Source organism: Priestia sp. P5_B4 (genome assembly GCF_056400385.1).
In genome coordinates this window covers 1-1,100 of the sequence record NZ_JBFULJ010001101.1, presented here as the reverse complement: position 1 = coordinate 1,100, position 1,100 = coordinate 1, and the positions used below count along the sequence as shown (strand labels likewise).

The window sequence follows — 1,100 nt, the reverse complement described above, 5'->3', positions numbered from 1 at the left end:
GGGATTAAATTTTTCAAAAGCACTTATTAATAATTTCCTTATATGCTTCTCTTTAACTGACGGATTTTTTTCCATAGTGTCATACATAAAACCATGACTTTGAAAGTTTTTTCTTCCTTGTGTTAAAGAATATTCTCCATTTGGCCCTCCAAAAATTTCATCAGCATAAGGGTCATCCTGACCATCGTCTTCCCAATCACATAGAATACAAATTTCAAATTCACCTTTATTTTCTAAAGTTAAGTATTTACAACATGGACACTGTACGCGTTTCATTTAAAAGTTTTTTCTCCTTTTACTTATTATCTATAAAGATTAGGGTTTGTTTCCCTTTTAATTGGACCCTTCTTTGCAATATGCCATTCTATGACCCAATCTGCTAATCGATCATATAAATCATCTTCTAAATAAGGTTCATCTTCAGCATTAAGTAGCGTATTTATATTAGATTGTATCTCTAATAGTATATTTGGTTTAAATACATCATTGTCATTTAATATTTCTAAGATATATAAAGCCAACATTTCAAATCCTTCATCCCAATTTGCATTACCATTACTTTGAGCTTCCCATCGTAGTTTTTCAATCGCTCTAATCAATTCACCCTCTACGATATTTGATTGACCACTTTTAGGAACGTATTTACTCCATATCTCTTTTGCTTGTTCAAAATATTTCATGGTTATCCCCTAACTGTTTTTTAAAGAATTCTTCAATCATCTGATCCATCTCATCAGGAGTTCGTAGTTGGACAATATTATCATTTTCATCATACGTATAATGATTCTTAAATTGGAAAGGCATAGCTTCATACTGTTTTTCTACTTGTTCTAATACTTGATGAAAGCAGTTATAATTATATTTCTCAAGTAGATAAGGTAATCCACTAGGTGACCTCAAATATTCATATTCTTTATAATTATAAGGAGTATGTTCAGGTCTCTTCATCAAGAGTTTTATGAAATGGTTCATGACTTTACTTATTTCATCTTCTTCAACATATTTTGTTAATCCACGTACAGCTATTAATTTCATATCTAAATCTCGCTCTTTTTTGTAGGCTTCTTGAAAAAATTCACTAAGTTGTGAATTATATAAAT

At 30.1% G+C, this 1,100-nt stretch carries 2 protein-coding genes and 1 pseudogene; all 3 read right to left on the bottom strand.

The window, feature by feature from the left end; all coding sequences use genetic code 11:
- Positions 1-276, bottom strand: a 276-nt coding sequence (locus AC1DRF_RS29135; protein WP_477742459.1) for a CPCC family cysteine-rich protein, incomplete at its 3' end; no start/stop codon positions are given.
- 26 nt (positions 277-302) lie between these two features.
- A complete protein-coding gene (locus tag AC1DRF_RS29130; protein ID WP_427076668.1) occupies positions 303-680 on the bottom strand; it encodes a hypothetical protein in 378 nt (125 codons plus the stop codon).
- Positions 667-1,100 (bottom strand): annotated as a pseudogene (locus tag AC1DRF_RS29125) (hypothetical protein); the annotation flags it as partial. The pseudogene AC1DRF_RS29125 and the gene AC1DRF_RS29130, both read right to left, overlap by 14 nt.

What these genes read in the sequence shown, in the direction of transcription:
- AC1DRF_RS29130 (WP_427076668.1), bottom strand. Translation starts at nt 680, where the DNA reads ATGAAATATTTTGAACAAGCAAAAGAGATATGGAGTAAATACGTTCCT.